Source organism: Streptococcus mitis SK564, from assembly GCF_000148525.1.
Classification (GTDB): domain Bacteria; phylum Bacillota; class Bacilli; order Lactobacillales; family Streptococcaceae; genus Streptococcus; species Streptococcus mitis_H.
This window is the reverse complement of sequence record NZ_AEDU01000023.1, coordinates 1-25,979: the sequence shown is the minus strand read 5'-3', so window position 1 is coordinate 25,979 and position 25,979 is coordinate 1. Positions and strand designations below refer to the sequence as shown.

Annotated in this window: 27 protein-coding genes and 3 pseudogenes; 24 read left to right on the top strand and 6 right to left on the bottom strand. The window is 41.6% G+C overall.

What is annotated here, in order from left to right:
* Positions 1–81: 81 nt before the first annotated feature.
* The 16 genes and pseudogenes from SMSK564_RS13515 to SMSK564_RS10305 all read left to right on the top strand — a co-directional run bounded on the left by SMSK564_RS13515 (position 82) and on the right by SMSK564_RS10305 (position 13,022).
* Positions 82–296 (top strand): annotated as a pseudogene (locus SMSK564_RS13515) (hypothetical protein).
* A 104-nt stretch (positions 297–400) separates the two neighbouring features.
* On the top strand, positions 401–1,084 hold the full coding sequence (gene tsaB / locus SMSK564_RS10360) for a tRNA (adenosine(37)-N6)-threonylcarbamoyltransferase complex dimerization subunit type 1 TsaB (protein ID WP_000865704.1): 684 nt from the start codon (positions 401–403) through the stop codon (positions 1,082–1,084).
* Positions 1,081–1,518: a ribosomal protein S18-alanine N-acetyltransferase gene (gene rimI, locus SMSK564_RS0102910; protein WP_000569860.1), complete on the top strand. Its 438-nt coding sequence runs from the start codon at positions 1,081–1,083 to the stop codon at positions 1,516–1,518. Before tsaB ends, rimI begins: the two co-directional genes overlap by 4 nt.
* A complete protein-coding gene (gene tsaD, locus SMSK564_RS10355) occupies positions 1,508–2,518 on the top strand; it encodes a tRNA (adenosine(37)-N6)-threonylcarbamoyltransferase complex transferase subunit TsaD (RefSeq protein WP_000655075.1) in 1,011 nt (336 codons plus the stop codon). The genes rimI and tsaD overlap by 11 nt, the downstream gene beginning before the upstream one ends.
* 103 nt (positions 2,519–2,621) lie before the next feature.
* A complete protein-coding gene (locus SMSK564_RS10350) occupies positions 2,622–3,485 on the top strand; it encodes an XRE/MutR family transcriptional regulator (RefSeq protein ID WP_000572856.1) in 864 nt (287 codons plus the stop codon).
* 288 nt (positions 3,486–3,773) lie between these two features.
* Positions 3,774–3,995, top strand: coding sequence for a hypothetical protein (locus SMSK564_RS10345; protein ID WP_000933477.1), 222 nt, complete (start codon positions 3,774–3,776; stop codon positions 3,993–3,995).
* An 18-nt stretch (positions 3,996–4,013) separates the two neighbouring features.
* Entirely contained in the window at positions 4,014–4,688 is a 675-nt protein-coding gene (locus tag SMSK564_RS10340; protein WP_000820071.1) for a CPBP family intramembrane glutamic endopeptidase, read from the top strand.
* Positions 4,689–4,699: 11 nt separating this feature from the next.
* Positions 4,700–5,394, top strand: a pseudogene (locus tag SMSK564_RS10335) (lysostaphin resistance A-like protein).
* 71 nt (positions 5,395–5,465) lie between these two features.
* A pseudogene (locus SMSK564_RS13350) lies at positions 5,466–6,692 on the top strand (MFS transporter).
* A 158-nt stretch (positions 6,693–6,850) separates the two neighbouring features.
* Positions 6,851–7,546 carry an AzlC family ABC transporter permease gene (locus SMSK564_RS10325; protein WP_000659733.1) on the top strand — a complete coding sequence of 232 codons (696 nt, stop codon included), beginning with the start codon at positions 6,851–6,853 and terminating at the stop codon, positions 7,544–7,546.
* Entirely contained in the window at positions 7,536–7,859 is a 324-nt protein-coding gene (locus SMSK564_RS0102895) for an AzlD domain-containing protein (protein ID WP_000253930.1), read from the top strand. The genes SMSK564_RS10325 and SMSK564_RS0102895 overlap by 11 nt, the downstream gene beginning before the upstream one ends.
* A gap of 103 nt (positions 7,860–7,962) precedes the next feature.
* Entirely contained in the window at positions 7,963–8,793 is an 831-nt protein-coding gene (locus tag SMSK564_RS10320) for an amino acid ABC transporter substrate-binding protein (protein WP_000724939.1), read from the top strand.
* 153 nt (positions 8,794–8,946) lie between these two features.
* On the top strand, positions 8,947–9,801 hold the full coding sequence (locus tag SMSK564_RS10315; RefSeq protein WP_000694531.1) for a MetQ/NlpA family ABC transporter substrate-binding protein: 855 nt from the start codon (positions 8,947–8,949) through the stop codon (positions 9,799–9,801).
* 99 nt (positions 9,802–9,900) lie between these two features.
* Positions 9,901–11,274, top strand: coding sequence for a M20 family metallopeptidase (locus SMSK564_RS10310; protein ID WP_000231807.1), 1,374 nt, complete (start codon positions 9,901–9,903; stop codon positions 11,272–11,274).
* The gene (locus tag SMSK564_RS0102890; protein WP_000085665.1) at positions 11,267–12,328 is read left to right on the top strand and encodes a methionine ABC transporter ATP-binding protein; all 1,062 of its coding nucleotides are present in this window, start codon (positions 11,267–11,269) and stop codon (positions 12,326–12,328) included. The genes SMSK564_RS10310 and SMSK564_RS0102890 overlap by 8 nt, the downstream gene beginning before the upstream one ends.
* A gap of 1 nt (position 12,329) precedes the next feature.
* The gene (locus SMSK564_RS10305; RefSeq protein WP_000444647.1) at positions 12,330–13,022 is read left to right on the top strand and encodes a methionine ABC transporter permease; all 693 of its coding nucleotides are present in this window, start codon (positions 12,330–12,332) and stop codon (positions 13,020–13,022) included.
* Positions 13,023–13,051: 29 nt separating this feature from the next.
* Here SMSK564_RS10305 and SMSK564_RS10300 read toward each other — a convergent pair whose 3' ends face one another.
* A complete protein-coding gene (locus SMSK564_RS10300) occupies positions 13,052–13,621 on the bottom strand; it encodes an MptD family putative ECF transporter S component (protein WP_000748375.1) in 570 nt (189 codons plus the stop codon).
* Positions 13,622–13,755: 134 nt separating this feature from the next.
* Between SMSK564_RS10300 and SMSK564_RS10295 the strand changes: the two genes are divergently transcribed.
* The 5 genes from SMSK564_RS10295 (at position 13,756) to nrdI (ending at position 18,461) form a co-directional block, all read left to right on the top strand.
* Positions 13,756–14,370, top strand: a complete 615-nt coding sequence (locus SMSK564_RS10295; RefSeq protein ID WP_000532351.1) for a YesL family protein — start codon at positions 13,756–13,758, stop codon at positions 14,368–14,370.
* Positions 14,348–16,018: a sensor histidine kinase gene (locus tag SMSK564_RS0102885; RefSeq protein ID WP_000800605.1), complete on the top strand. Its 1,671-nt coding sequence runs from the start codon at positions 14,348–14,350 to the stop codon at positions 16,016–16,018. The genes SMSK564_RS10295 and SMSK564_RS0102885 overlap by 23 nt, the downstream gene beginning before the upstream one ends.
* Before the next feature lie 11 nt (positions 16,019–16,029).
* Positions 16,030–17,316, top strand: a complete 1,287-nt coding sequence (locus SMSK564_RS10290) for a response regulator transcription factor (protein WP_000278881.1) — start codon at positions 16,030–16,032, stop codon at positions 17,314–17,316.
* Positions 17,317–17,376: 60 nt separating this feature from the next.
* Positions 17,377–17,913 (top strand): ABC transporter permease, encoded by a 537-nt coding sequence (locus SMSK564_RS10285; protein WP_000729023.1) that lies wholly within the window; start codon positions 17,377–17,379, stop codon positions 17,911–17,913.
* Between the two features lie 77 nt (positions 17,914–17,990).
* Positions 17,991–18,461 carry a class Ib ribonucleoside-diphosphate reductase assembly flavoprotein NrdI gene (nrdI, locus tag SMSK564_RS10280; RefSeq protein ID WP_000849610.1) on the top strand — a complete coding sequence of 157 codons (471 nt, stop codon included), beginning with the start codon at positions 17,991–17,993 and terminating at the stop codon, positions 18,459–18,461.
* Positions 18,462–18,753: 292 nt separating this feature from the next.
* Here the strand turns inward: nrdI and SMSK564_RS10275 are convergent, their stop codons facing one another.
* The 3 genes from SMSK564_RS10275 to SMSK564_RS10265 all read right to left on the bottom strand — a co-directional run bounded on the left by SMSK564_RS10275 (position 18,754) and on the right by SMSK564_RS10265 (position 21,115).
* Positions 18,754–20,016 (bottom strand): NRAMP family divalent metal transporter, encoded by a 1,263-nt coding sequence (locus SMSK564_RS10275; protein ID WP_000075802.1) that lies wholly within the window; start codon positions 20,014–20,016, stop codon positions 18,754–18,756.
* Between the two features lie 203 nt (positions 20,017–20,219).
* Entirely contained in the window at positions 20,220–20,678 is a 459-nt protein-coding gene (locus tag SMSK564_RS10270) for a DUF3021 domain-containing protein (protein ID WP_000745051.1), read from the bottom strand.
* Positions 20,675–21,115 carry a LytTR family DNA-binding domain-containing protein gene (locus tag SMSK564_RS10265; RefSeq protein ID WP_000861964.1) on the bottom strand — a complete coding sequence of 147 codons (441 nt, stop codon included), beginning with the start codon at positions 21,113–21,115 and terminating at the stop codon, positions 20,675–20,677. Before SMSK564_RS10265 ends, SMSK564_RS10270 begins: the two co-directional genes overlap by 4 nt.
* Before the next feature lie 205 nt (positions 21,116–21,320).
* On the opposite strand from SMSK564_RS10265, the gene mutL reads away from it, so the two are divergent.
* The 3 genes from mutL to SMSK564_RS10250 are packed head-to-tail and all read left to right on the top strand — an operon-like array spanning position 21,321 to position 24,428.
* Positions 21,321–23,246, top strand: coding sequence for a DNA mismatch repair endonuclease MutL (gene mutL, locus SMSK564_RS10260; protein ID WP_000018181.1), 1,926 nt, complete (start codon positions 21,321–21,323; stop codon positions 23,244–23,246).
* Positions 23,247–23,261: 15 nt separating this feature from the next.
* Positions 23,262–23,855: a Holliday junction branch migration protein RuvA gene (gene ruvA, locus SMSK564_RS10255; protein WP_000273420.1), complete on the top strand. Its 594-nt coding sequence runs from the start codon at positions 23,262–23,264 to the stop codon at positions 23,853–23,855.
* A 9-nt stretch (positions 23,856–23,864) separates the two neighbouring features.
* The gene (locus SMSK564_RS10250) at positions 23,865–24,428 is read left to right on the top strand and encodes a DNA-3-methyladenine glycosylase I (protein WP_000166576.1); all 564 of its coding nucleotides are present in this window, start codon (positions 23,865–23,867) and stop codon (positions 24,426–24,428) included.
* A gap of 84 nt (positions 24,429–24,512) precedes the next feature.
* On the opposite strand, the gene SMSK564_RS10245 is transcribed toward SMSK564_RS10250, so the two are convergent.
* Both SMSK564_RS10245 and SMSK564_RS10240 read right to left on the bottom strand, forming a co-directional pair.
* Positions 24,513–24,776 carry a SemiSWEET family transporter gene (locus SMSK564_RS10245; RefSeq protein ID WP_000166114.1) on the bottom strand — a complete coding sequence of 88 codons (264 nt, stop codon included), beginning with the start codon at positions 24,774–24,776 and terminating at the stop codon, positions 24,513–24,515.
* Between the two features lie 105 nt (positions 24,777–24,881).
* The gene (locus SMSK564_RS10240) at positions 24,882–25,916 is read right to left on the bottom strand and encodes a S66 family peptidase (protein WP_000255125.1); all 1,035 of its coding nucleotides are present in this window, start codon (positions 25,914–25,916) and stop codon (positions 24,882–24,884) included.
* Positions 25,917–25,979 lie beyond the last annotated feature (63 nt).

The following is a 25,979-nucleotide window of genomic DNA, read 5'->3' as shown; positions in this document are numbered from 1 at the left end:
AAATGTGTTATATTGATAACGGAAGTGAAATTTATTGCTTGTCATAATTCCATATAGTTTTTAAGTCAAGGAGGTTGCCCTATGTATAACTTATTTGCTTTTGCTATCGGAGCTCGCTTGGTAGCTTTTATTGTTTTTGTTGCTTGCGTTTATGGAGGGAATCTTCTATTTGCCAAACTGGAACGACGACAAAGCAAGTTCTTTGGAAAATTACCTTTGTGACTCTCTACTCGATTTTTCTCCTCCTCGTAACCTATGTCGTTTGGTTTGTATTTTACTTTGGATTAAATGCTTAGATGCCCTGCCTATGTTGGGGCATTTTTGTTTGGGGATAAAGAAAATTCCCATGTGCCAGCTTTTGTAGTATAATAGTAAGCAGACCAAAAGATAGGAATATGTTATGAAAGTATTAGCTTTTGATACGTCCAGCAAGGCTCTTTCTCTCGCTATTTTAGAGGACAAGCAGGTTCTTGCCGAGACGACGATTAATATTAAGAAAAATCACAGTATTACCCTCATGCCAGCCATCGATTTTTTGATGGCAAGTTTGGATTGGACGCCCAAGGATTTGGACCGAATCGTGGTGGCGGAAGGGCCAGGTAGCTACACAGGTTTACGAATCGCGGTAGCCACTGCTAAGACGCTGGCTCATACTCTGAACATTGAGTTAGTTGGTATGTCTAGCCTCTTGGCTCTGGTGCCCTACCAACAAGAAGGCTTGTTCGTTCCTTTGATGGATGCGCGTCGCAACAATGTTTACGCAGGATTCTATGAAAATGCTCAGCCTGTTATGCCAGAAGGGCACCTGCCATTTGAGCGAGTCATCGAGCTAATCAAGGGTGCTAGTCAGGTAACCTTTGTCGGAGAAGTTGACCCCTTTGTGGAGCAGATTCAAGAACACTTGCCAAGGAATAATTACAAAGAAACCTTGCCTAATGCAGCCAATCTTGCTCTTTTGGCTTGGGACAAGGAAGCAGACTCCTTGCATGATTTTGTGCCGAACTACCTCAAGCGTGTCGAGGCTGAGGAAAACTGGCTCAAGAATCACACCGAATCTGGCGAGTCTTACATTAAACGCCTATGATAGAAATCAAACGAACTCAACAGCAACCTGACTTGGCTCAAGACATCTACGCTGTCATGGCAGCTGTTTACCCAGTCAGTCCTTGGACTCTGGAACAAATCCAAGCAGACCTAGCTCAAGATCAGACTTGGTATGCTCTGGCTTATGATGGGACCGAAGTGATTGGATTTCTAGCTGTGCAGGAAAATATCTTTGAGGCAGAAGTCTTGCAAATCGCTGTTAAAGGAGCCTATCAGGGTAAGGGGATTGCGTCAGCCTTGTTTGCTCAATTGCCGACAGACAAGGAGATTTTCCTCGAAGTTAGAAAGTCAAATCAACGAGCGCAAGCATTTTACAAGAAAGAAAAGATGGCAGTCATCGCTGAGCGAAAGGCCTACTACCATGACCCAGTCGAGGACGCCATTATCATGAAGAGAGAAATAGATGAAGGATAGATATATTTTAGCATTTGAGACATCCTGTGATGAGACCAGTGTCGCCGTCTTGAAAAACGACGACCAGCTCTTGTCCAATGTCATTGCTAGTCAAATTGAGAGCCACAAACGTTTTGGGGGCGTAGTGCCTGAAGTAGCCAGTCGTCACCATGTCGAGGTCATTACAGCCTGTATCGAGGAGGCACTAGCAGAAGCAGGGATTACCGAAGAGGACGTGACAGCTGTTGCGGTTACCTATGGACCGGGCTTGGTCGGAGCCTTACTAGTTGGTTTGTCAGCTGCCAAGGCCTTTGCTTGGGCTCATGGACTTCCACTTATCCCTGTTAACCACATGGCTGGTCACCTCATGGCAGCTCAAAATGTAGAGCCTTTGGAGTTTCCCTTGTTAGCCCTCTTGGTTAGCGGTGGACACACAGAGTTGGTTTATGTTTCTGAGGCTGGTGACTACAAGATTGTTGGGGAAACGCGAGATGACGCGGTTGGCGAGGCCTATGATAAGGTTGGCCGTGTCATGGGCTTGACCTATCCTGCTGGTCGTGAGATTGACGAGCTAGCTCATCAGGGGCAGGATATTTATGATTTCCCTCGTGCCATGATTAAGGAAGATAATCTGGAGTTTTCATTCTCAGGTTTGAAATCGGCCTTTATCAATCTTCACCATAATGCCGAGCAAAAGGGAGAAAGCTTGTCCACAGAGGATTTGTGTACTTCCTTCCAAGCAGCTGTCTTGGATATTCTTATGGCAAAAACTAAGAAGGCTTTGGAGAAATACCCTGTTAAAACCCTTGTCGTGGCAGGTGGTGTGGCAGCCAATAAAGGTCTCAGAGAACGCCTAGCAGCTGAAATCACAGATGTCAAGGTTATCATCCCACCACTGCGCCTCTGCGGAGACAATGCAGGTATGATTGCCTACGCCAGCGTCAGCGAGTGGAACAAAGAAAACTTTGCAAGCTTGGATCTCAATGCAAAACCAAGTCTCGCTTTTGATACCATAGAATAAGGAGTCAGCTTAAAGCTGGCTGTTTTCCTTTTTTAACTGTCAGAATATTTTGACAAATGAGTGTAAATAATGATATACTATATAAAAAATAGGAGGTGGCAAGATGATTGAGAGAATGGAATTGGGGGAATTTTACAAGGAATTACGTTTGGCTAGAAAACTCAAGCAGTCAGATGTGGCTTGTACTGGACTAACAGCCTCTCAGTTGTCAAAGTTTGAGCTAGGGCAGTCTATGCTATCTGCGGATAAGTTGATCCTAGCCATCCAAGGGATCAATATGAATTTTGATGAGTTTGGTCATAAGCTCAACAATTATCAAGAATCCCTACATATGCAAATTGGTAGAAAGGTTGTGGATCGCTTTGCCCACCAAGATATAGCTGGTTTAGAGCAACTATTAGAGGAGGTCAAGCAAGAACAGATGGCAGAGACCTATCGTCGTTTGAATGCTATTGTAATCAAAGATGCCATCCATTCCTTAGATAAAAGCTATCCGCTAGCAGAGGAGGATAGCGAATTTTTGACCACCTACCTCTATGCTATTGAGTCTTGGACCTGGTTTGAACTCTATCTCTTTTGCAATACCATGCCCTTCTTGAGCAACCAAGATTTGATATTTTTATCAACCTCGTTACTTGAAAAATCCAAGGAATTTAAAGAGTTAGTACATAATAGACTGTATATGAAAAGTGGATTTCTGAATATTATATCAGAACTCATGGAGCGTAAGCTATTTTCTTATATTCCAATCTTTGAGGCCGAGTTGGAGAGCATGCTTCGTCCATACGATGTTTTTGAAAAAGTATCGTGGCAGTTTTTAAAGAAGATGAGTGTCTTTCTTCAAACCAAAGGAAGCAATCAAAAAGAGATTGAATACTTTATCCAATCTCTGCAAGTATTAGAAAATCCACAATTGATAGCCCTTTTTGAATTGCGTTTGCAGCAATACAAAGAGCTTATCAATTAGTTAGAAATGGGAAGACGATAATCCATTCGGTAATGAGTAGAAGTATTAGTTGAATTTTTCTTTTTTTCATATTATTAGCCTCCTTGTCAGTAGTAACTTTATTATACCAGGGAAATAATCAAATCTACCAAAATCACAAATAAGAAATTGCTACAAGAAAAAATATCAAATATGCGATTTTCTAAAATAAGCCAATTTCCGTGTTATACTGTCCTTGTAAAACATTTGAAGCAAATCCTAGGTCGCAGAAGTGGTTTACAAATGAAGATAATTGAAGGAGTGTAAAAGATGTTAAATTTACAATTTGCAGAAACAATGGAATTGACAGAAGCTGAGTTGCAAGATGTTAGAGGAGGAAATATCACTTCGGTTTGCGTGGGTGAAAATATTGGTTGTGGTGGCAGTGCTTTGCCTGCTTGGGGAGGTAGAGGTATTAGTCCCAGACCTTATGGGGCATTTGATTGGACTAATGGGCTGATTGAAGGACTGTTTGGAAAACGCCGTAACTAATATTTAGGAGAAGAAACTATGAAAAGGGGAGAAACGAAATTTTACCTAGGAACCATTTTGGTACTTATGTCTTATTACTTGATTTTTAGTTTAGTAGTGAGATTAGAGTTTGTGGATCAATTATCAGATTTTGGATTTTATGGGATTCAAATTTTATTGATAGTAATTGAAGGAATTGCTAGTACTGTGCTTCTTGTTAAGAGTCAACGTTGGAAAGATTACGGTCGATTTCAGTTTCGTTGGTCCTATCTGGGTATCTTCTTTCTTTCCTTTATATTGATGTTTTTGTGGGTAAATATAACGACTAGGATCTTTCCCAGCACACAAAATAGTAGTGCTATAAAAGAAGCCGTAGCCAATTTGACGGGAATTAGTTATTTTGTGACACGTATTCTCTATGGCAGTCTTATTGCTCCGATAGTTGAGGAGTTAGTTTTCCGTGGCCTTCTGATGACAGCCCTATCTAAATTTAAAAAATACTATATTGATGCCATTATTTCTTCCGCACTCTTTAGTCTCATCCATGTTTTACAATATGGATGGGTGTTAACAGACTTCATCGTTTATGCAGGAGCAGGTCTGCTACTCTGTATTCTTTTTCGTTATACACGTTCAATTTATTGGTCAATGACACTTCACATCTTGTGGAATACCTTTTTAATTATCGTGAGCTTATTGGTGTTTGGATATTAGAAAGATGAAATATGAAAAAGATAATTTCTAAATACTATTTTATTGTAGTTGTTCTGCTTATCATGGCTGACCAGAAGTTCAGTAGTCTAGTTTTACGCAGCGACCTTGTTATTGGTCTATCTAACTTTGGCCTATCTAACTTTGGCCTATCTAACTTTGGCTATTATTTATCAGATATGATGTTGCACTTTCTTGTGGTTCTATTTGCACTTATTGCTATGATTTGGTCAGGTAAATGGCAGAAAATCAACAGTAGAAAGTTTAAAAAATCTTATCTTTTCTATTCCTTCCTAGCTCTGCTTGCTTTTGTTGTTTGGAATTTTGTCACCTTTTTTCTTTTCCCACCTACTCGCAATGAAATTTCTTATCAACATGCTGCTCCTACTTTTACAGGAGCTACGGCATTTTTGATGTATTTTTTTATCCTGTAATTGCAGGTCCCATTTTTGAAGACATGATTTATCGTGGATTAGTGATGACTGCTCTGGAAAAAGGGAAAAAATGGGGACTGGATGTACTTGGTTCTGCTGCTTTGTTTGGAATATTGCATATTAGTAATCATGGTTGGGTATTGACAGACTTTGTCTTCTATATGGGTGGAGGTCTTATATTTGCAGTCTTATTTAGAATGACAAAGTCAATTTATTGGCCTATTGGACTGCATATAGTCTACAATGGTATTGGTCAGCTTTTGATGTTACTGTAATTTTGGTTGTTAGTAGTATCGCGGTCTATTCTTGGGGAAAGATTCCCATTTGAATTTAAAAAGGAGTTGTAATGAAAGTATTTCTTCAAAATAGAGATTTTAGGCAATTAACTATCAACCAGTGGATTTCAACGCTTGGGGATACGATTTTTTATCTGGCCTTCCTGAATTATGTGGCAGATGCCTCTTTTGCCCCTTTGGCGATTTTACTTATCACGATTTCAGAAACCCTTCCCCAAGTTCTACAAATCTTTCTGGGAGTTTTGGCGGATTTTCAACATCATCGTGTCCTAAAATATACAATTATTAGTTTTGCAAAATTTTTGCTTTACTCTATAGTGTCCCTATCGCTTTCAGGGCAGTCTTTCTCCTTGTTGATAGTAGCATTTATTTGTCTGATTAACCTCTTGTCTGACACATTGAGTTATTTTTCAGGCGCCATGCTCACTCCGATTTTCATTAGAATTATTGGGCAAGATCATCTGGCAGAAGCTATTGGATTTAAATAGTCAACTGTTAGTTTGGTGAAAACAATCAGTAATATTTTAGGAGGAGTCTTATTAGGTATTCTATCCATCCAGTTTATTTCCTTGCTGAACGCTCTTACCTTTTTAATCGCATTTTTAGGTATCCTCTTCATAAAAAATGATCTCTTGAAAGTAGAAAAAACGATTAGCTATCAAGAAGGACTCTCTGTAAAATCCTTTTGCCAGCATTTGCTCCAATCATCGAAATTGATATGGAATATGAATCAGGTGCTCTTGGTTTTGTTTATTATTTCTATTAGTCAAGCAGTGATAAATGTTACAGTTCCTGTTTCTACTCTATTTTTGAGGAATCAGCCCTTTTTGAATTTACAAACAGGTCAATCTCTTGCCTTGTTATCCACTCTTGAATTAGCAGCCCTTATTGTCGGAAGTCTTGTGAGTAGCTATTTGAAAAATACGATTTCTATAAAAACAGCTCTCTATGCCTCACTTGTCATCCAGTTGCTTCTTCTAGTAGGATTTGCCACAGTTCGTTTTGACTGGATTCTTATCTTTAGTGCCTTGGATGCCTTTTTCGCAGGTGTCCTCTCTCCTAGATTACAGGAACTCATTTTTAAACAAATACCTGAGGAGTCAATGGGAGCAGTTCAATCCTCTATCGGTGCTATTACGGTTGTTTTACCGAGCTTATTTACAATAGCTTTGGTAACCATTGCTACTAGCTTTGGAACTCTGGCAGTTAGCTTTGTTTTATTGCTATTTCTTCTAGTTGCCTTTGCCATGCTCTTGAATATTCGTGAAAGTATCTAGCGGAGAATTTCTATAATATATGTTTGAGACTGGATTGCCAGTCTTTTTATGATAGCTACAATCAGCAGACTTTTTTCTCTTTCCTGAATGTGTTATAATAGTCCATGCTGTGGCTGGAGCCTTTTCAGCCCATTTATTAAGACAATATGAGGAGAAAGATGAAAGAAAAAGGATTTTGGGAGGGGGCGCAGGCAGCCATGCCAACGGCCCTAGGTTATGTTAGTATCGGGCTGGCCTGTGGGATTATTGGTGCACCCTATGTGACACCTGTTGAGATGGCCTTGATGAGCCTCTTTGTTTATGCTGGGAGTGCCCAGTTTGCCATGTTGGCCTTGATTGCAGTGCAGGCGCCTGTGGCTGCCATTGCTATGACGGTTTTTTTGATTAATTTGCGTCTCTTTTTGTTGAGTTTACACGCATCGACTTATTTCCGCCATACCAGTCTTTGGCACAATATCGGTATGTCTAGTATCTTGACGGATGAGACTTATGGTGTTTTAATGGGAGAATTGGCCCATACAGATAGGGTCAATCCTATGTGGATGCATGGGAATAATCTCAACAGCTATGTGGCTTGGTTTATTGGGACGGTTGTTGGGACAGCTCTAGGTGGTCTTCTGCCAAATCCCGAAATCTTTGGTCTTGACTTTGCTCTGGTAGGCATGTTTATCGGGATTTTTGCCTCGCAATTCCAGATTATGCAAAGACGGATTCCTGTCCGCAATCTGCTCATTATCCTAGCAGTTGTTGCGGTGTCCTTCTTTTTGCTCTTGACAGTGGTGTCTCAGTCACTAGCTGTTCTGTTTGCGACGCTACTTGGTTGTACAATGGGGGTGGTTTTAGATGGTCAGTAAGTATCTTTTATTAGCAGTTATTTTCTCTGGCTTGGTGACCTGGATTCCCCGTATGATTCCCTTCATCTTAGTCAAGTATAAGGGCCTGCCTGCGATCGTTGAACGTTTTTTGAAGTTCTTGCCCGTCTCTATTATCTTTGCTTTGATTCTTTCAAGCGTAGTGACAGGCAAGGTTGGGAACCTTCCTCAAATCAAATGGCTGGACTTTTTAGCAGTCTTTCCAACAGCTTGGGTAGCCTTTCGCTACCGCAATCTAGTCGGAACAGTTCTCTTCGGAGTGGTCTTGATTGCCGTCTTGCGTTTGTTTTTTTAAATCAGCCATAAAGAAAACCTATCACAGAGATAGATATCATATAATGGCGTAAATGGTCTTTTTCTGTTAAGATTATAAGGTATTCTATTTTGGAGGAAATGACATGAAAAAAATCGTTAAATACTCATCTCTTGCTGCCCTAGGGCTTATTGCTGCAGGTGTGCTAGCAGCTTGCTCAGGGGGTGCTAAGAAAGAAGGAGAAGCAGCTAGCAAGAAAGAAATCATCGTTGCAACCAATGGTTCGCCAAAACCATTTATCTATGAAGAAAATGGCGAATTGACTGGTTACGAGATTGAAGTCGTTCGCGCTATCTTTAAAGATTCTGACAAGTATGATGTCAAGTTTGAAAAGACAGAATGGTCAGGTGTCTTTGCTGGTCTTGACGCTGATCGTTACAATATGGCTGTCAACAATCTTAGCTACACTAAAGAACGTGCGGAGAAATACCTCTATGCCGCACCAATTGCTCAAAACCCTAATGTCCTTGTAGTGAAGAAAGATGACTCTAGCATCAAGTCTCTCGCTGATATCGGTGGAAAATCGACGGAAGTCGTTCAAGCTACTACATCAGCTAAGCAGTTAGAAGCATACAACGCTGAACACCCGGACAACCCAACTATCCTTAACTATACTAAGGCAGACTTCCAACAAATCATGGTACGTTTGAGCGATGGTCAGTTTGACTACAAGATTTTTGATAAAATCGGTGTTGAAACAGTCATCAAGAACCAAGGCTTGGACAACTTGAAAGTCATTGAACTTCCAAGCGACCAACAACCTTACGTTTACCCACTTCTTGCTAAAGGTCAAGATGAGTTGAAATCATTTGTAGACAAACGTATCCAAGAACTCTACAAAGACGGAACTCTTGAAAAATTGTCTAAACAATTCTTCGGAGACACTTATCTACCAGCAGAAGCTGATATTAAATAATTTCTTGAAATCATCCATTCTGAATAAGATGGGTGATTTCTCAGTTTTTAGGGATATAGTTTTAAACTATATATCTGACTATCTAATAACAATTTGTGGAATCAAATAAATTGTGAGATACTAGTACGGTATTATTTTTAAGGAGAAAGAATCATGAAAATCAAAAAATGGCTTGGTGTAGCAGCCCTTGCTACAGTCGCAGGTTTGGCTCTTGTCGCTTGCGGAAACTCAGAAAAGAAAGCAGACAATGCAACAACTATCAAAATCGCAACTGTTAACCGTAGCGGTTCTGAAGAAAAACGTTGGGACAAAATCCAAGAATTGGTTAAAAAAGACGGTATCACTTTGGAATTTACAGAGTTCACAGACTACTCACAACCAAACAAGGCAACTGCTGATGGTGAAGTAGACTTGAACGCTTTCCAACACTACAACTTCTTGAACAACTGGAACAAAGAAAACGGGAAAGACCTTGTAGCGATTGCAGATACTTACATCTCTCCAATTCGCCTTTACTCAGGTTTGAATGGAAGTGACAACAAGTACACTAAAGTAGAAGACATCCCAGCAAACGGAGAAATTGCTGTACCAAACGACGCTACAAACGAAAGCCGTGCGCTTTACTTGCTTCAATCAGCTGGCTTGATTAAATTGGATGTTTCTGGAACTGCTCTTGCAACAGTTGCTAACATCAAAGAAAATCCAAAGAACTTGAAAATCACTGAATTGGACGCTAGCCAAACAGCTCGTTCATTGTCATCAGTTGATGCTGCCGTTGTAAACAATACCTTCGTTACAGAAGCAAAATTGGACTACAAGAAAGCACTTTTCAAAGAACAAGCTGATGAAAACTCAAAACAATGGTACAACATCATCGTTGCGAAAAAAGATTGGGAATCATCACCAAAAGCTGATGCTATCAAGAAAGTGATCGCAGCTTACCACACAGATGACGTGAAAAAAGTTATCGAAGAAACATCAGACGGTTTGGATCAACCAGTTTGGTAATAAGAAACAGGGAGGTGGGAGAGAAAATTCCACCTCTTGCTTTTGTAATGAGCATGGATTGTAAAGAAGACTATAGGTTCATAGAAAGGTAGAGAGAATATGGTTTTTCCTAGCGAACAAGAACAGATTGAAAAATTTGAAAAGGATCATGTGGCCCAGCATTATTTTGAGGTTTTGCGTACCTTGATTTCTAAGAAGTCGGTCTTTGCCCAACAGGTGGGTCTCAAAGAAGTTGCCAACTATCTGGGTGAGATTTTCAAGCGTGTGGGGGCTGAAGTGGAGATTGATGAGACTTATACGGCTCCCTTTGTCATGGCGCATTTCAAGAGTTCGCGTCCAGATGCCAAGACCTTGATTTTCTATAACCACTATGACACTGTGCCAGCGGATGGGGATCAAGTCTGGACAGAGGATCCTTTTACTCTTTCAGTCCGCAATGGTTTCATGTATGGGCGTGGGGTTGATGACGACAAGGGTCATATCACGGCTCGTTTGAGTGCTTTGAGAAAATATATGCAGCACCATGATGATTTGCCTGTCAATATCAGTTTTATCATGGAGGGAGCGGAGGAATCAGCTTCGACAGACCTGGATAAGTATCTGGAAAAACATGCGGACAAACTCCGTGGTGCAGATTTGTTGGTCTGGGAACAAGGAACCAAAAATGCTTTGGAACAGTTGGAAATTTCTGGTGGAAATAAAGGAATCGTGACCTTTGATGCCAAGGTGAAAAGTGCTGATGTGGATATCCATTCTAGTTATGGTGGGGTTGTGGAATCAGCTCCTTGGTATCTCCTTCAAGCCTTACAGTCTCTTCGCGCTGCAGATGGCCGTATCTTGGTTGAAGGTTTGTACGAAGAAGTACAAGAGCCAAATGAACGTGAATTGGCCTTGGTGGACACTTACGCCCAACGAAATCCAGGGGAAATCAGCCAGATTTATGGTTTGGAATTGCCTCTCTTACAAGAGGACCGTGCAGCCTTTCTAAAACGTTTCTTTTTCGAGCCAGCCCTTAATATAGAAGGGATTCAGTCAGGTTATCAAGGACAAGGGGTTAAAACGATTTTGCCTGCAGAAGCTAGTGCTAAGTTAGAAGTTCGTTTGGTTCCTGGCCTAGAACCGCATGATGTTCTGGAAAAAATTCGGAAACAGCTAGACAAAAATGGCTTTGATAAGGTAGAATTATACTATACCTTGGGAGAGATGAGCTATCGAAGCGATATGAGCGCGCCAGCCATTCTCAATGTGATCGAGTTGGCCAAGAAATTCTATCCACAGGGCGTTTCAGTCTTGCCGACGACAGCTGGGACAGGGCCTATGCATACGGTATTTGACGCCCTAGAGGTGCCAATGGTGGCCTTCGGTCTAGGAAATGCCAATAGTCGAGACCACGGTGGAGATGAAAACGTACGAATCGCCGATTACTACACCCATATTGAATTAGTAGAGGAGCTGATTAGAAGCTATGAGTAGAGATATTATCAAGTTAGATCAGATCGATGTGACTTTTCATCAAAAGAAGAGAACCATCACAGCGGTCAAGGATGTGACAATTCACATCCAAGAAGGGGATATCTACGGAATCGTTGGATATTCTGGAGCAGGGAAATCAACCCTTGTACGGGTGATTAACCTCTTGCAAAAACCATCTGCAGGGAAAATTACCATTGACGACGATGTGATTTTTGATGGTAAGGTGACCTTGACAGCAGAGCAGTTGCGTCGTAAACGTCAGGATATCGGGATGATTTTCCAGCATTTCAATCTGATGAGCCAAAAGACAGCAGAGGAGAATGTAGCCTTTGCCCTTAAACATTCTGGACTCAGCAAGGAAGAAAAGAAGGCTAAAGTAGCTAAGTTGTTGGACTTGGTCGGCTTGGCAGATCGTGCTGAAAACTACCCTTCACAATTATCTGGAGGGCAAAAACAGCGTGTAGCCATTGCGCGTGCCTTGGCCAATGATCCAAAAATCTTGATTTCAGACGAGTCAACTTCTGCCCTTGATCCGAAGACAACCAAGCAGATTTTGGCCTTGTTGCAAGATTTGAACCAAAAATTAGGCTTGACTGTTGTCTTGATTACGCATGAAATGCAGATTGTCAAAGATATTGCCAATCGTGTGGCAGTTATGCAGGATGGGCATTTGATTGAAGAGGGTAGTGTTCTTGAAATCTTCTCAGACCCTAAACAACCCTTGACCCAGGACTTTATCTCAACAGCTACAGGTATTGACGAAGCCATGGTCAAGATTGAGAAGCAAGAAATCGTGGAACATCTATCTGAAAACAGTCTTTTAGTGCAACTCAAGTATGCAGGTGCTTCGACAGACGAGCCACTTTTGAATGAATTGTACAAGCATTACCAAGTAACAGCTAATATCCTCTATGGAAATATCGAAATTCTCGATGGTACTCCTGTTGGAGAATTGGTGGTGGTCTTGTCAGGTGAAAAAGCAGCGTTGGCAGGTGCTCAAGATGCCATTCATCATGCAGGCGTACAACTAAAAGTATTGAAGGGAGGACAGTAAGATGGAGTCATTGATTCAAACCTATTTGCCAAATGTCTATAAGATGGGCTGGGCTGGTCAGGCAGGCTGGGGAACAGCCATCTACCTAACCCTCTATATGACAGTTCTTTCCTTCATCATCGGAGGTTTCTTGGGGCTTGTTGCAGGTCTCTTCCTTGTCTTGACAGCGCCAGGTGGTGTCTTGGAAAATAAAGTCGTTTTCTGGATTTTGGATAAAATCACCTCTATTTTCCGTGCGGTGCCATTTATCATTCTCTTGGCAGTCTTGTCACCCTTCTCACACCTAATCGTAGGGACAAGTATCGGGCCAAATGCGGCTATCGTACCGCTATCTTTTGCAGTCTTTGCCTTCTTTGCCCGTCAAGTACAGGTGGTATTGGCTGAGCTAGATGGTGGTGTTATTGAGGCGGCTCAAGCGAGCGGAGCGACATTCTGGGATATCGTAGGTGTTTACCTATCAGAAGGTCTTCCAGATTTGATCCGTGTGACAACTGTGACCTTGATTTCTCTTGTTGGAGAAACAGCTATGGCCGGTGCGGTTGGAGCTGGTGGTATTGGTAACGTGGCCATCGCTTATGGATTTAACCGCTACAATCACGATGTGACTATCTTGGCAACTATCATTATCATTTTGATTATCTTTGCAATCCAATTCTTGGGAGACTTCTTGACCAAGAAATTGAGCCATAAATAAAAAAGAGCCGTATGGCTCTTTTTTATTTATCAGATTTTCTGTGCCAATTTTTTACTCAAGGCTTGTCCAATCAAGGCACCCACTAGGGCTCCGATGACAATACTTGCGATAAATAGAAGGACGGTTCCAGGGTTTGGTGCGACCATGATACGGTCGATATATTCTTGGGATTTTCCTCTTGCCAGAAGGGTAGCCATATAGGCTTTGGGAGTAATCCACATAAGTAAGATTGGTCCTGATGTGCTAAAGGCAAAGAGAATAAAAGAAAGGAAGTTCTTTGTTTGGTTCTTGTATTTTCCGAGGCTAGCTACGGCATCTGCTAGCAGACCACAGATAATTCCAGGAAGGAAGGCACCGGCACCGTGTTTAGTTCCTAAGAAAAAGAGGGCAATGACAAGGCCGATAGTGGTAATGGCTCCAAAGCGCGGAACTTTTGCGATTAGAATCATATAGACGCCACCGCCGACAAGGGCAGTAAAGGCAGGCGCATAAAACATGTTTCCAGCTTGGTCAAAGAGATTGCCCAAAAGGACACCAATCCCCATGCAGAGGAAGTAAAGAACTGCAAAAAGCAGTGTAGTTAAGATAGATTTCTTCATGAATTGTCTCCTGATAATTTTTTCACAATTCTCATTTTACCATGGTTTGATGGGATTGTAAATGGATACTAGAAGTTTTTGAAAACGCTTGAAATATGATATAATAGTTTCATAGTTATTTTTAGGAGGATATCATGGGGAGATTTTTAGACTTTGTCTTTAATCGTTTCTTTTTAGGGATGATTGCGACAGCCTTCTTTTGGTTATTAACTTTAGCAGGAGGGATTATCCTTGGTCTAGCGCCGGCTAGTGCTACCTTGATGAGCCTGTATGCAGAACATGGTTATAGCTTTCGGGAATACAGTTTGAAGGAGGCGTGGTCTCTTTATAAGCAAAATTTCGTCTCAAGCAACCTGATTTTCTATAGCTTTTTAGGGGTGGATCTAGTTTTGGTCTATGGCCTGTATCTCTTGGTGCAATTGCCTCATCAGACTATTATTCATTTGATTACGACCTTTTTGAATGTCCTAGTAGTTGCCTTAATCTTTTTGGCTTATACAGTATCTTTGAAATTACAAGTTTATTTTGATTTGTCCTATCGAAATAGTCTCAAACTATCCTTGATTGGCATCTTTATGAGCTTAGCGGCTGTGGCCAAGGTTCTCCTTGGGACAGTGCTACTTGTGGCAATTGGTTACTATATGCCTGCCCTACTTTTCTTTGTAGGAATTGGGATGTGGCATTTCTTTATCAGTGATATGTTGGAACCGGTCTATGAAAGTATCCATGAAAAATTGGCGACAAAATAGAATGAAGCAGTTTTGGCTACATACGCTTCTAAGAACCTATAGTTCAGTCATGATGATTATTATTGCGAGTTTTGCAATCTTACTCTCTTACGCTGACTGGGATTCACGGGAAAAGGAAGCTCAAAGAGTAGCTCAACGTGTAACCACTCGAACAGTTGATGAGGTGGAGTATTATTATAGAGAATCAGCCCAACTGGCGCAAGATTTAGTAGCCAATCAAGACCGGATACAAGGGGTTTATAAGTACTTTAGCTTGTCAACTTCTGAGTATTTTTATTGGCTGTTGGAGCATCAAGCAGCTTCGTCAACTTCTATTTCTCTGTATGAAAACATTGATGATCTTTATGTCCAAAATGACTCTATAACGGGTGTTGCAATCGTCTTGCAGGATTTTAAAGAAGTTTATGTTTCAACAAGGGATAAAAGAAGTGGTCATATCTTGCCTGCTGAGGCCTTTAAACCAGAGGCCAATAGTTTTGGCATTCCAGTTCTGGACCCAGCAACGGATCAATCTATAGGAGTGATTTACATCTCCTTGGATCCAGAAGTCTTATATCATGCCGTTGACAATACCCGAGGTCATATCCCGATGGCTGTGACTGTGACATCACCATTTGATACGGAGATTTTTCATATTGGTGAGAGGGTCAATAGGGAACATGAGAACTGGTTTGTCGGTTTTACCTCTCATGGATATCAGGTTCAGGTGGCAGTTCCTAAAAACTTTGTTTTACAAGGAACAGTGGCTAGCTCTGCTTTGATTGTGGGCTTGAGCCTTCTCTTTATTGTCATTCTCTATCTGACTTTGAGGAAGACTTTTGCTAATTATCAAAAGCAGGTAGTGGACCTGGTGGATTCCATCCAAGCTATTGCCAAAGGACAAGAAGGTCTTCGCATTGATACGCTTGAAAAGGATCAGGAATTGCTCCTAATCGCGGAGACGACCAATGATATGTTGGATCGCTTGGAAAAGAATATCCATGATATTTATCAGTTAGAGCTTAGTCAAAAAGATGCCAATATGCGGGCCTTGCAGGCGCAAATCAATCCTCATTTTATGTATAATACGCTGGAGTTTTTGCGTATGTATGCAGTCATGCAGAGTCAAGATGAGTTGGCAGATATCATTTATGAGTTCAGTAGTCTCTTGCGTAACAATATTTCCGACGAAAGAGAAACTCTTCTCAAACAGGAATTAGAATTTTGCCGTAAATACAGCTATCTCTGCATGGTTCGCTATCCCAAGTCCATTGCCTATGGTTTCAAGATAGACCCAGGGTTAGAGAATATGAAAATTCCCAAGTTTACCTTGCAACCGCTGGTAGAAAATTATTTCGCGCATGGTGTTGACCATAGACGAACAGATAATGTGATTAGTATCAAGGCGCTTAAACAGGATGGTTTTGTAGAAATTTTGGTGGTCGATAATGGCCGTGGGATGTCGGTTGAAAAGCTGGCAAGTATTCGAGAAAAATTAAGTCAGAGACATTTTGAACACCAAGCCAGTTACAGTGATCAAAAGCAATCTATCGGGATTGTCAATGTCCATGAGCGTTTTGTGCTCTATTTTGGGGACCGCTATGCTATTACTATAGATTCTGCAGAGCAAGCAGGTGTTCAGTATCGTATTACAATTCAAGATGAGTAGAAAGGGAGAAAATGTATAAAGTATTATTAGTAGATGATGAGTACATGGTGACAGAAGGTCTGAAACGTTTGATTCCCTTTGATAAGTGGGATATGGAGGTCGTCGCAACAGCCAGTCATGCCGATGAAGCCCTAGAATATGTTCAGGAAAATCCTGTCGATGTGGTCATTTCCGATGTCAATATGCCCGACAAAACAGGGCTTGATATGATTCGGGAGATGAAAGAAATCTTACCAGATGCAGCCTATATCCTACTTTCGGGTTATCAGGAGTTTGATTATGTAAAAAGAGCAATGAACCTTAGTGTGGTGGACTATCTGGTCAAACCTGTTGATAAGGTAGAGTTGGGAAATCTGCTGGAGAAGATTGCAGGTCAGCTCGGCGAGAGAGGAAAGAAAAGTCAGACCCTCAGTCAAGATTTAGATGAGGCTGGATTTGTTAGTTATTTAGGAGGTGGGGAGAATTGGTGGATAGGTCTATCCAAGGAGAAACAAGGCTCCTTCACCATTCCCTACTATGTCTTGGGTCAAGACTGGCAGATTTTCATTTCTGACCAACCCCTAGATGGTTTAGTCGTTACTCCCTTTGAAGCTCCTTTTCAAGAACACTTTGAACGTTGGAAGCTGAATGCTGAGAAAGCCCTCTTTTACGGATCTGTAAATCTACAGCAGTCGGAGAGCCTCTTTGCCTACTATGAACCGATTTATCGGGTTATCATTCAGGGAAATCTCAATCAAATCGTGGAAGAGTTGAACCTCTTGGAGAAAGTGGTTCTTGAAAATACACCCCGTGTTCCGATTACCAAACAGCTTTTTATCCAGTTTGTCATGGATGTCTTCCACTTGTTTGAGCATCTCAAAGCTGATGATATGACGGATATCGTCAAAACCATTCATGCTATTCAATCATTCGATGAATTGGTTCCTTATATCAAGGAAACTCTGACTCGATTCTTTGGCCAATATCGTATGAATGAAAATGTGGTCAGTGTGCTGGAAGTGATTGGGCGTGATTATCAAAAAGAACTCTCCCTCAAGGATATCAGTAAGGATCTCTTTATCAATCCTGTCTATCTAGGTCAGTTGATTAAGCGAGAAACCAATTCGACCTTCGCAGAATTACTAAACAAACAACGCATTAAGGCCGCCCAGCAACTCTTACTTTCAACTAGTGACAGTATCGAAGACATCTGTTATGCGGTTGGTTACAGTAACGTTGGATATTTCTATAAAGTTTTCCGAAAATTGTGCGGAAAATCACCAAAAGCCTACCGAAAACAGGTAGAAACGATACTATAAAATTTGTATCCCTGTACAAAAAGTGCTATAATATCAATAATAACATCAGGAGGTTCTATCATGAAAAAGAAACCGATTTATCTATGGGTCTTGCTAATCTTGTCTGCTCTTATTTCAGCTACGTCTCTGTTTGGAATGTTGAGTCCCTTGCCTAGCAAAGAAGCCCTTCGTGCCGCTGCCGCTCAGAAACAAGTTGCAGGGGTCAGTGCTCAGCAATTAGAAGACCAGCTTAATTATACCTATAGAGTAGCAGAATCAACTCATTCTATTTTTAATATGGCCTTGATTGTGCTATCTGCTATTTTAGTTGCAGTAGCGATTGTGTTCCTTGTTCGTAAGAATTTGCAATATGCAAACTACACTTATGTCGGCTATGTTTTGCTAGCCATTATTGGTTCGATTTATAGCTATGTGACTTTACAAGACGCTGTGCAGTTAGTTCACGATGAGACCATGCGTTTAGGGATAAGTGTTATTTCACAAGCCGCTAGCATTTTCTCTATCGTCATCAATGTTCTCTTCCTGGCTCTTGTCTTCTACAAGATGTGGCGTCAGCAGAAAGCCTTGGCAGAAGAAGAAACAGAAGAACTTGCTTAAGTATTGACAAAAAAGAACTATCAAGATACAATCTTGGTAGTTCTTTTTCGATGAAAAATAAAATCATGGAGGTACATATGAAGACAATTTCTTTAGTTTATATCAGTCTGAGTGGGAATACTGAGAGTTTTGTGACACGCTTGAAAGACTATCTCTTGTCCCAGTATGAGGGGATTGAAGTTCAAAAGATTCATATTAAGGATTTGGTCAAGGAAGGCCAAGATTTTTATGAGATGGACCATCCTTATGTCGCTTTTTTGCCGACCTATCTCGAAGGTGGGAATGGCGTGGATAACGGAGATGTAGAGATTTTGACGACACCCGTTGGGGATTTTATAGCCTATGGCGATAATGCTAGTAAGTGTTTTGGCGTAGTTGGTTCAGGAAATCGTAACTTTAATAACCAATACTGCCTGACAGCCAAGCAATACAGTCAACGTTTTGGCTTTCCTGTCTTGGCTGACTTTGAAATGCGAGGCATGCTGGAAGATATCAAACGTGTCGCAGCGATTATCGCAGATTTGTATGAGTTGGAAAGGGAGAATTAATACTCAATGAAAATCAAAGAGCAAACTAGGAAGCTAGTCGCAGGTTGCTCAAAGCACAGCTTTGAGGTTGCAGATAGAGCTGACGTGGTTTGAAGAGATTTTCGAATAGTATAAAGTTCTTATAAGAGGCGGTTGGAGTTTTTCAACTGCTCTTTGAGTATAAACAGTCTTTAAGAACGTAAAAAAGCATAAGTTCAGGTATTCAAAACCTTGTTCTTATGCTTTTTATTATAGAAATATTTGCTGAATTTTCTCTTGAAATGAAACCTTATCTTCATCTAGAGCTTGTTAGTTATCCTGCTTTTCCGATTGCGAGTGCGTAGATAAAGAAGATGGCGAAGCCAAAGAGGAAAATCAATCCTGCAATGGCAAGGTGTTTGAGCCAAGAAGGAAGATTTTTGTTTTCACGCGTTACCAAGGCGTAGTTTAAAAGAGCGAAGAATGGTGTTGTCAGGAAAGAACCAATCATGGCAAAGCGGAGCATGGTTGAAACCTGACCAGCGAAGAACTTGATAATGATGATACCGATGATAGCAGTGATGGTCATCCAGATGTTCAAAGATTTACGATTGTCTTCTTTTTGACTGATTAGCAGTCGGAGAGATTCCTGATTGACGCGAGAATAGCCATCAATAACAGTGATAACTGTTCCAAAGATACACAGGAAGGCAATAAAGGTAATCAAGTAACGGGACCATTCGCCAAGAACAGAGGCATACATGCCCACGAATTGAGAGATGTATTTGGCTGAAGCGGCTTCAACTGCTTGCCCTGTAGGATATTGAATCAATGCTCCCAGTGCTACAAAGAACACAGCTAGGATAGCTGTTCCAATGTAACCAACGTTAAAGTCAAATAGAGCGTCCTCGGTGTTAAAGTTGACGGTCTTTTTCTTTTCAGCAGACCAAAGTGAATTGATAGCTGAAATTTCAATAGGAGCCGGCATCCACCCTAAGAGGGAAACGATGAAGGGTAGAGCTGCCATTTGCCAAGGTGTTTTCTCGACAAAATCAGAGCTGTATTCGGGATGCTTGATCGCCGCGATGATAACTGCAAGAACAGTTGCAATGGTCAAAGCTGACATGATCCATTTTGCCATGCCGTCTAAGAGTTTGTAGCCTCCAAAGAGTAACATAGCCCAAATGATTGCAACGAGAATGAGGGACCACTGAGTGATGCTAAGACCGATCATTGGGAAGGCACTGGCGATGATAGCTGAGCACAGAATGGCGACACCAGCTGTGTTGACCATAGCCGAAAAGACATTTAGGATAAAGAAAATCCAGAGATAGAGTTTTCCTTTTTCGGCATAACCTTCAACCAAAGTCTTTCCAGTATCAGCGGTGTATTCAGCACCAAAACGGAAAAATGGATATTTAAAGACATTGGCTAAGATGACCAAGAGGAGTAGCGACCACCCATAAGAACCACCAGCTTGAGTAGAAGATACAATGTGAGAACCTCCAACAGCGGCAGAAGCCATTAGGATTCCAGGTCCCATTGCTTTTAGTTTACTTGTCCAGGTTGATTGATTTAACGAAATAGCTTGCGACATGATAGATGCTCCTTTTTGAATTTTCAGAATAATCTGGATATGTAATCTATATTCTACAAAAAACTTTGGGAAAATGCAAGATGATTTTGAAAAAAGATAGAAAATTTACAAAGAAGATCTGAAAATAACTGCTATGATAGTAAGGTGTAGCAGGATAAAAAAACCGAGAAGTTTCTTTCTCGGATTTGCTTATTATGAGGTTCTTACTTTCTATGCTCCAAGAGTTGATTGATATGGTCCACTTTTTTTGATGCTCTTTTATAGGAAATAGCCCAAATGATGAGGTAAACAATCGCAAACTCGATAATGAGCTGGAGATAGAAGAACCAGTGGAAAGGAAACCAACCTGCTAGAGTTGCTAGTGGGACAAAGCCAGCCAGCATAAGGAAGAAATGAGTCAGAGTGGCACGAAGCATGCTCCAGTCACGGCTGAATAATCGCTTGCCAAAGTTGAAGAGAATACCAATGGCTGCCCAGATAAGAGTACAGTAGAGCAAGACCAGGGCACCGTGAACCTGATGTTGAGTCATCACTTGTCCGATGAGAGAGTCGGGACTTAACGGGGCGTAGGTATTTGGTGCATAAATGAGTGAAAAGATGATAGAGAGGATGAGGCCGATGAGGATACCAGCAGCTGCGTCGTGAAATACTTGTTTTTTCATAGTTCTAATTTCTCCTTGATGGTTTTTAGGTAACGGCGTGAAGAGTAGGTGAAGTTTTCATTTTTTAGAAAGATTTCTACTAGGCCGTTGGGGGTGAGCTTGAGATGGGAGATGGAGTCGATATTGATGATTTCTGATTGGGAAATTTGGATAAAATTGGTTGGCAGAATTTCAAGGACCTGATAGAGTCGCAAATCAATGCTGTAGGTCTGACTCGCGGTTTCTGCTAGAACCTTCCGATTCTCGATATAGAAGCGTTGTATCTTACCAATCTCAACGAGATAGACCTGATTATCAATCTTTCCTTTGATTGTTTCTTTTTGGTCAAGATTTTCTGCGAACTCGATGACTTTCTGGACTTTATCTGTCGGCTGAGGTGCTTGGACAATCAGCTTTTCCTCTTCGTAAGTTTCACTAATCTGTAGTTCTACTTTCATAAATTTCTCTCCTTTTTAGTTATACAAGGTTGTGATCACTTCCTGTATATCTTTATTAAACACTATTTTCCAGACCCTTGCAAGGGACTTTGTCTATGTGGCGGGATTTGGCTTCTATGTGGTGGAGCTTTTCTGTCCTATCTGAAATATGGTATAATAGCACTAATCAATTTCTAGGAAAACAGGTACAGAAAGGGGCTGAAAGATGTCTCATATTATTGAATTGCCAGAGGTGCTGGCAAACCAGATTGCAGCTGGAGAGGTTATCGAGCGTCCAGCTAGCGTTGTTAAGGAGCTGGTAGAAAATGCCATTGACGCTGGCTCTAACCAGATTATCATTGAGATTGAGGAAGCTGGTCTCAAGAAGATTCAAATCACAGATAATGGTCATGGAATTGCCCACGATGAGGTAGAGCTGGCTCTGCGTCGTCATGCGACCAGTAAGATAAAAAATCAGGCAGATCTCTTTCGGATTCGGACGCTTGGTTTTCGTGGTGAAGCTCTGCCTTCTATCGCTTCTGTTAGTGTTCTGACCCTTTTGACGGCGATGGATGGTGCAAGTCATGGAACCAAGCTCGTCGCTCGTGGAGGAGAAGTAGAAGAAATCATTCCAGCGACTAGTCCTGTGGGAACCAAGGTTTGTGTGGAAGACCTCTTTTTCAACACGCCTGCCCGTCTCAAGTATATGAAGAGTCAGCAGGCGGAGTTGTCTCATATTATTGATATTGTCAATCGTCTGGGTTTGGCCCATCCTGAGATTTCTTTTAGCTTGATTAGTGATGGCAAGGAAATGACGCGAACAGCGGGAACAGGTCAATTGCGCCAAGCTATCGCAGGGATTTACGGTTTGGCGAGTGCCAAGAAGATGATTGAAATTGAGAATTCTGACCTTGATTTCGAAATTTCAGGCTTTGTGTCCTTGCCTGAGTTAACTAGAGCCAACCGCAACTATATCAGCCTCTTCATCAATGGCCGTTATATCAAGAACTTTTTACTCAATCGTGCTATTCTTGATGGTTACGGAAGTAAGCTCATGGTGGGACGCTTTCCGTTGGCTGTCATTCACATCCATATCGACCCTTATCTAGCGGATGTCAATGTTCATCCAACCAAGCAAGAGGTGCGGATTTCCAAGGAAAAAGAACTTATGGCCCTGGTTTCAGAAGCTATTGCAAATAGTCTCAAGGAACAAACCTTGATTCCAGATGCCTTGGAAAATCTTGCCAAATCGACCGTGCGCAATCGTGAGAAGGTGGAGCAAACTATTCTCCCACTCAAAGAAAATACGCTCTACTATGAGAAAGCTGAGGTGGCTGATTATCAGGTAGAATTGACTGAGGAAGGGCAGGATTTAACCCTATTTGCCAAGGAAACCTTGGATCAGCTGACCAAGCCAGCAAAACTGCATTTTGCAGAGAGAAAGCCTGCTAACTACGACCAGCTAGATCACCCAGAGCTAGATTTAACCAGTCTGGATAAGGCTTATGACAAGCTGGAGCGAGAAGAATCATCAAGATTCCCAGAGTTGGAATTTTTCGGGCAAATGCATGGGACTTATCTCTTTGCCCAAGGGAGAGATGGGCTCTACATCATAGACCAACATGCGGCTCAGGAACGGGTCAAGTATGAGGAGTATCGTGAAAGCATTGGCGATGTTGACCAGAGTCAACAACAACTCCTAGTGCCTTACATTTTTGAATTTCCTGCGGATGATGCCCTTCGTCTCAAGGAAAGAATGGCGCTTTTGGAGGAAGTGGGTGTCTTTCTAGCAGAGTACGGAGAAAATCAATTTATCCTGCGTGAACATCCTATTTGGATGGCAGAAGAAGAGATTGAATCAGGCATCTATGAAATGTGTGACATGCTGCTCTTGACCAAGGAAGTTTCTATCAAGAAATACCGAGCAGAGCTGGCTATCATGATGTCCTGCAAGCGGTCCATCAAGGCCAACCATCGTATTGACGATCATTCGGCTAGACAGCTCCTCTATCAGCTCTCTCAATGTGACAATCCCTACAACTGTCCCCACGGGCGTCCTGTTTTGGTGCATTTTACCAAGTCGGATATGGAAAAGATGTTCCGACGCATTCAGGAAAATCACACCAGTCTCCGTGAGCTGGGGAAATATTAAACTAAAAGGAAAACTATGTACGAATATTTAAAAGGAATCATTACCAAAATCACTGCTAAATACATTGTTCTTGAAACCAACGGTATCGGTTATATCCTGTATGTGGCTAATCCCTATGCCTACTCAGGTCAGGTTAACCAAGAAGCTCAAATTTATGTGCATCAGGTCGTGCGTGAGGACGCCCATCTGCTTTATGGATTTCGCTCAGAAGATGAGAAAAAGCTCTTTCTCAGTCTGATTTCGGTCTCTGGGATTGGTCCTGTATCAGCTCTTGCTATTATTGCTGCTGATGACAATGCTGGCTTGGTTCAAGCCATCGAAACAAAGAACATCACCTACTTGACCAAGTTCCCTAAAATTGGCAAGAAAACAGCCCAGCAGATGGTGCTGGACTTGGAAGGCAAGGTAGTAGTTTCAGGAGACGACCTTCCTGCTAAGGTGGCAGTTCAAGCAAGTGCTGAAAACCAAGAATTGGAAGAAGCTATGGAAGCCATGTTGGCACTGGGCTACAAGGCAACCGAGCTCAAGAAAATCAAGAAATTCTTTGAAGGAACGACAGATACAGCTGAGAACTATATCAAGTCGGCCCTTAAGATGTTGGTCAAATAGGAGCAGAACATGACAAAACGTTGTTCGTGGGTCAAGATGACCAATCCGCTCTACATCGCCTATCATGATGAGGAGTGGGGGCATCCTCTCCATGATGACCAAGCATTGTTTGAGTTGTTGTGTATGGAAACCTATCAAGCGGGCCTGTCTTGGGAAACGGTACTCAACAAACGCCAAGCTTTCCGAGAAGCCTTTCATAGCTATCAAATTCAAGCGGTCGCAGAGATGACCGACACCGAACTGGAAGACCTGCTGGAGAATCCAGCCATCATCCGAAATAGAGCCAAGATTTTTGCTACACGCGCTAACGCCCAAGCCTTTCTACGACTACAGGCAGAGTACGGCTCTTTTGATGCCTATCTTTGGTCTTTTGTTGAGGGGAAAACGATCGTTAACGATGTTCCCGATTACCGCCAAGCCCCAGCTAAAACACCTCTGTCTGAGAAGTTAGCCAAAGATCTCAAAAAACGAGGCTTCAAGTTCACAGGCCCAGTCGCCGTCTTGTCTTTTCTACAGGCTGCAGGGCTAGTTGATGACCATGAGAATGATTGTGAGTGGAAAAGCGGTCGTTAGTATGTACAGGTAACTAGCATATCTGAGAATATAGAAAAAAGCTGAGAAATTTTTCCCAGCTTTTTATATATACTATTAGATTTGTTAGAGTGAAGTCAAAAAAGTGATTCCACCTAAAATAACACCAGCTGAATTTGGAATGATTAGTATCCAATCCTTCTTAGGTTCCTTTGTCCATCCATAAATAACCCAGATTAAGCAAGATATAGCAGCTGATAAAGGTTGAAATGGTTGAGCTTTATTTCCCTGTAAATTAGCGATAATTTGAGGTATGTAGGCAATAAATACTATGATTCCAATAAAGGCACCAATAGAACCTACGATTCGATTAATTTTTTGTTTTGTCATATACACCTCCTTCAAAAGGATATCATAGAAATTAGCGAAATGCAATAAATTCAGATACAAATTGTAACGAAAACGAATACAAAAGCACAAAAATAGAGACACTATTTATTTTTTGTTATAGTCAAAGCGAATGACTTGCTCCTGTGCATCTACATAGGCATGGACTCCGAAGGGGACAATTGCTCTCGGAGTTGCGTGGCCGACATTCAGATTATAGACAATTGGAATATTGCTGTCAATGATATCCAATAGTGCCTCTTTATAGTCGTCATAGAAAGTTTCATCCATAGGTTTCCCGACCAAGAGTCCGCTGATGACCTTGAATATACCAGTGTTCTTTAAAGTTTGTAACATCTTTTTGAAGTCTTCCGGCTCAGGCTTTTCTTCGCTTGTTTCTAGTAAGAGGATCTTTCCTTCCCAGTCTGACAAGTCAGGGAAAAGTTTGTATTCTTGGCAGAGCTCCGTGCTGTCTGCGTATCGAGAGTTGTCAAAGATATCGTAGAGGGATTCGAGGCAACCACCGAGGATTTTTCCCTCGAACTGGGCATTTCCTTGCAACAACTCAAAACCAGTATTTTCATGACTGACACGAGGTGTCCCCAGAGCCTTGGGAGTAAAATCAGTTCGTTCCTCATACCAAACATTGCTAGGGCGGATTTCTGAGATTCTTCCCGTCTCAATCAATTCTTTAAAGTAGTGAAGGCTATAGGCTAGCATTTCTTTGTCTAATTCACAAATGTCTGCTAAGAAGGATTGACCATAAAAAGTCTTGATTCCTAGTTTATGCAACATGAGATGGTTCATGGTTGTATCTGAGAAGCCAAGAAAAATCTTTTGTTTGATAACTTTTTCTAGTTGCTCATTTTCAAAAAGGTAGGGCAACAAACGATAGGTATCGTCTCCACCGATGGCACATAGGATCATATCGATGCTATCATCGGAAAAGGCTTGCATCAAATCTTTCGCACGCGCTTCGGGGTGGTCCTTGATAAAGTCTAAGCCTTTTAACGAATGGGGCAAAAAGATAGGATTGAGTCCCAAATCCCTGAGACGTTGGACCCCCAAGTCCACTTCATGTTTGACAAAGTCTTCTCCGATAATGCCACTAGATAAACTAACAATACCAATAGTAGAAACCATATCTCATCCTCCTAGAAATAGATTGATACTCTTCGAAAATCAAATTCAAACCACGTCAGCTTT